Raw genomic sequence first — 5,299 nt, forward strand, 5'->3', positions numbered from 1 at the left:
GCCAACGCGACCGAGGAGCTGTTGGCGGGTGTCTGGGCGCAGGTGCTGGGAGTCGACCGGGTCGGAGCCCAGGACAACTTCTTCGAACTCGGCGGGCATTCGCTGATCGCCACCCAGGTCGTGTCCCGCATACGGACCGTGTTCGGAACCGAGATTGCCCTCTCCGCGATGTTCGACCATCCGACGGTCCGAGGCCTGGCCGCCGTGGTCGACAACTCGGCCCAGGGGATCGCAGCGCCGCCCATCACGGCGGTGAGCCGGGACCACGAGCTGCCGTTGTCGTTCGCGCAGCAGCGCCTGTGGTTTCTCGATCAACTCGAGCCGGAATCAACGGAGTACAACGTTCCCTTGCTGGTGCGATGGCCGGGCGACCTGGACGTCGCGGCACTGACCGCGGCACTGGGCGCTGTGGTGACGCGGCATGAGGTGCTGCGGACCAGACTGGTGCTGGGCGCGGACGGTGTCGCGTACCAGGTGATCGACGAGCCGGCACCCTTCGTGCTGCCGCTGGCGGACGTGTCCGGGGACGACGACCGGGTGGCGGCCGCGCGGAAGCTGGTGGCCGCAGAGGTGATGGCACCGTTCGACCTGGCCCGTGGGCCGCTGGTCCGGGCCACCCTGATCCGGGTGTCTCCCGACGAGCACGTACTGGCCTTGGCCGTGCACCACGTGGCCTTCGACGAGTGGTCGGTACGGATACTCCGCGAGGAGCTCTCCGCGCTCTACGAGTCGTTCCGCGCGGGCGAACCGGACCCGTTGCCGCCGCTGGCCGTGCAGTACGCCGATTTCGCGGTATGGCAACGGCAGTGGCTGGACGGCGACGTACTGGCGAGCCATCTGACCTACTGGCGCGAACAGTTGGCGGCTCTGCCCGTCCTGGAACTGCCGACGGACAGGATTCGCCCACCGGTGCGGTCCACCGACGGCGCGGTGACCGACTTCACTGTCCCCGCGCAGACCGCGGACGCCTTGCGGGCCCTGTCCCGCAAGAACGGCGTGACGATGTCCATGACGCTGCTGGCCGCGTTCAACGTGCTGCTCGGCTGGTATGCGGGCTCGGACGACGTGGTGGTGGGCACGCCGGTCGCCAACCGGAACCGCGCCGAGACGGAGGACCTGATCGGGTTCTTCGTGAATACGCTGGTGCTCCGAACCGACCTGTCCGGCGACCCGCCCTTCACCGAACTCCTCGGCCGCGTACGGAAGGTGGCGCTGGCCGCCTACGCGCATCAGGACCTGCCGTTCGAGCAGTTGGTGGACGACCTCGTCACGGAACGGGACCGGTCCCGTACTCCGCTCTTCCAGGTGTTCTTCAACTACACGCCCGAGGGGCCCGCGCGTCACGAAGACGACCAGGTTCACCCCGACGCGCGTGAGGACGCCGATGCGTCCTCGGTCGACGTACTGGCGGCGACCTCAGTGAACTTCGACCTGGCCGTCACGCTGGCGGACAGGGACGGTGACCTGGCGGGAGCCTTCGAGTACAGCACTGCGCTGTTCGACGCGGGGACCGTGGAGCGGATGGCCGGGCATTTGGTCGCGTTACTCCAGGCCGTCGCGGTGGACGCCAGACAGCGGGTGGGTGAGCTGTCGGTTCTTTCGGCGGGTGAGCGTGAGTTGGTCGTGGGGGAGTGGAATGCGTCTTCGGTGGTGTTGCCGTCGGTGGGTGGGGTGCATGAGCTGATTGCGCAGCGGGCGGCCGCGACCCCGGATGCGGTGGCGGTGGTGTCGGGTGATGTGTCGCTGACGTATGGCGGGTTGATGGCGCGGGCGAACCGGCTTGCGCGATACCTCCGTGGGTCTGGTGTGGGTGCGGAGTCGGTGGTGGGGCTGTGTCTGCCGCGTGGCGTCGAGATGGTTGTTGCGGTGTTGGCGGTGTGGCAGGCGGGTGGTGCGTATCTGCCGCTGGATCCGGAGTATCCGGCGGATCGGTTGGAGTTCATGCTCGCTGATGCGGGTGTGCAGGTGGTGGTGGGTAAGCGGTCGCTGGTCGAGACGCTGTCTGCGGAGCGTGTGGTGTTGCTTGATGATCCGGCCACGATGGGTGCGCTGAGGGAGTTGCCGTCGTCGGCGCCTGAAGTAGCCACCGATCCGGATCGGTTGGCGTATGTGATCTATACCTCGGGGTCGACGGGTCGGCCGAAGGGTGTGCAGGTCGCGCACGGCAGTGTGGTGGGCATGGTGTCGGCTCTGGGTCCGGTGTTGGGTGCGGGTCCGGGTGTGCGGGTGTTGCAGTTCGCGTCGTTCAGTTTTGATGCGGCGGTGCTGGATGTGGCAGTGACGTTGGCGTCGGGTGGTGTGCTGGTGGTGGCGACGTCCGCGGAGCGGACGGAGTCGGCGGAGTTGACTGCCTTGATCCGTGCCGGTGGTGTGGGGGCGGCGAGTGTGGTGCCGTCCCTGCTGGGTGTTCTGGATCCGGAGGACGTGCCTGGTATCGGGACGTTGTTGTTGGGTGCGGAGCGGTTGACGGAGCCGGTTGCCCGAGCGTGGGCGGCCGGTCGTCGGCTGGTGAACACTTATGGTCCGACCGAGGCGACGGTCATGGTGACCACCGGCGACGTCTCCGCCGACGTGCGCAGGATGCCCGCGATCGGCTCCCCGGTTGCCAACGCCAAGGTGTATGTGCTGGACGGGTCGATGAGGCCCGTTCCGGTGGGGGTCCCGGGTGAGGTGTATATCGCGGGCCCGCAGGTGGCTCGGGGATATCGGGGCCGGCCCGGTCTGACGGGCGAGCGGTTTGTGGCGGACCCGTTCGCGGCTGATGGCACGCGGATGTATCGGTCCGGTGACCGGGCGCGTTGGCTGGCAGACGGGCAGCTCGATTTCGTGGGTCGTGCGGATGGCCAGGTCAAGGTGCGCGGGTTCCGGATCGAGCCCGGCGAGATCGAAGCCGTCCTCGCCGGCCATCCGGAGATCCGGACCGCCGTGGTGGTCGCCTTCGGGGACGTGGAGGACCGTCGCCTGGTGGCCTACCTCGTCCCCGCCGACCAGGCGGACGGCATCCCACCGGTCAGTGAGGTGCGAGAGTTCGCGGCGGGGCGGCTACCGGCCTTCATGATCCCGGCGGCCTTCGTGGAGCTGGCGGCGCTGCCCCTGACCCCGAACGGCAAACTCGACCGTACGGCACTGCCGGAGCCGGACGGGGAGCGGCCGCAGCTGGAGGAGTTCGTGGCTGCGTCAGGTGACGCGGAGGAATCGTTGGCGAGGCTCTGGGCCGAGGTACTCGGGGTGGACCGGGTCGGCGCCACGGACAACTTCTTCGAGCTGGGTGGACATTCGCTGCTCGCCACGCAGGTGGCCTCCCGCATCCGGGACACCTTCGAGCTCGAGATCCCACTCTCCGCATTATTCGACCAACCGACCGTAAGGGGCTTGGCGGCTGTGGTCGAAGAGCGCATCTGGTACGAGATCGAGCACATGCCGGAAGACGATGTGCTTCAGAGCCTGAACAGTTACGCGCAGGGTGCAGAGTTCGACGAGAACGGGGTTTCCTGATGACCATCTCCCCTGTGGGGCTTCTGCAGACGCTCGAGGACAGTGGCGTCCGCTTCAGTGTCACCGACGGTCGGCTGCGGGTCTTCGCGCCCAAGGGTGTTCTGACTGAGGAACTCCGGATCCAGCTCCAAAGCTGCCGGGACGAGATCATCGAACTGCTGGCCGACCGCAAGCTCGAACGGCAGGCCGGCCAGGCCCCGCCGATGCTGGTCGCAGATCGCAACGAGCGGTTGCCGCTGTCCTTCGCCCAGCAGCGCCTGTGGTTCCTCGACCAGCTCGACCCCGGCTCGGTCGAGTACAACGTGCCCATGCCGATACGGCTCGGCGGAGCGCTGGACATGCCCGCGCTCAACGCCGCACTGAGCGCGATCGTCGCCCGGCACGAAGTCCTGCGAACCCGGCTCGTGGCCGGCGCCGACGGCGTGCCGCACCAGGTGATCGACCCTCCGGCGCCCCTCCCTCTGCCGGTGACCGACGTGTCCGGCGACGCGGACCGCGGATCGGCCGTGTGGGCATTGATGGCCGCGGACGCGGCGCTGCCCTTCGATCTGGCGGGTGGCCCGCTGATCCGGGCCCTGCTGATCCGGCTGGCTCCCGACGAGCACGTACTCGCACTGTCGATGCACCATGTCGCCTTCGACGAATGGTCGAAGCGGATCTTCCGCGACGAGCTGTCCCTTGCCTACGAAGCGTTCCGCGCCGGCCGGCCGGACCCGTTGCCGCCGCTTGCCGTGCAGTACGCCGATTTCGCCGTGTGGCAGAGGCAGTGGTTGGACGGGGAGGTACTGGAAGGACAACTGTCGTACTGGAGAAGGCAATTGGGCGGGACGCCGGTCCTGGAGCTGTCCACGGACCGGTCGCGACCGGCGGTATGGTCGCCTGCCGGCGCGATGGCGCAGTTCACGGTTCCGGCGCGGACTGCGGAGGCCCTGCGCGAGCTGTCCCGTCGCAGGGGCACGACGATGTTCATGACGCTGCTGTCGGCGTTCGACGTCCTCCTCAGCCGATACGCGGGCACCGACGACGTAGTGGTGGGCACACCCGTCGCGAACCGGAACCGCGCCGAGACCGAGAACCTGATCGGTTTCTTCATCAACACGCTGGTGATGCGCACCGATCTGTCCGGCGACCCGACGTTCGAGGAACTCCTTGGCCGCGTACGGGAGATGGCTCTCAACGCGTACGCGCATCAGGACCTGCCGTTCGAGCAGTTGGTGGACGAACTCGTCACGGAGCGGGACAGGTCGCGCAGCCCGTTGTTCCAGGTGCTGTTCAACTACTTCACCGAGGACGGGCAGCAGAGCCGCGAGTCACGGGACCCGTCTCATGACCGCCAGGGCGACTCCGAAGGCGGAGCGACCGGACTGGCGTTGGGGAGCGTCGAAGGCGATGTCGTTGCCAAGTACGATCTCCGGCTGATGCTGACGGACGGCGGTGGCGCGCTGTCGGGTGTGATCGAGTACAGCACCGCGCTGTTCGATGCGGTGACGGTCGAGCGGCTGGCCCGGCACATGGTGGCGGTGCTGGATGCGGTTGCCAGTAATGCGGGGCAGCGGGTGGGTGAGCTGCCGATGCTGGCCTCCGATGAGCGTGACGTGCTGGTGCACGAGTGGAATGAGACGGCTGAGCCGTTGCCTGTGGTGGGTGGTGTGCATGAGCTGGTCGCTGAGCGGGCTGCTGCGTCCCCGGGTGCGGTGGCGGTGGTGTGTGGTGACGATTCCGTCGATTACGGGGAGTTGATGGCACGGTCGAACCGTCTGGCGCACTATCTGCGTGGGGTGGGGGTGGGCTCGGAGTCGGTGGT

General features: G+C 67.8%; 2 protein-coding genes. Both read left to right on the forward strand.

Annotated features, from left to right (window positions below; translation table 11 throughout):
• Positions 1 to 3,495: amino acid adenylation domain-containing protein (locus tag ACFT7S_RS38500; protein ID WP_382741177.1), on the forward strand; the 3,495-nt coding region annotated here is incomplete at its 5' end.
• Positions 3,495 to 5,299 (forward strand): condensation domain-containing protein (locus ACFT7S_RS38505; protein ID WP_382741179.1); only part of this gene is annotated, 1,805 nt, incomplete at its 3' end. The genes ACFT7S_RS38500 and ACFT7S_RS38505, both read left to right, overlap by 1 nt.

The sequence above is a fragment of the Streptomyces sp. NPDC057136 genome, from assembly GCF_042670885.1.
Lineage (GTDB): Bacteria > Actinomycetota > Actinomycetes > Streptomycetales > Streptomycetaceae > Streptomyces.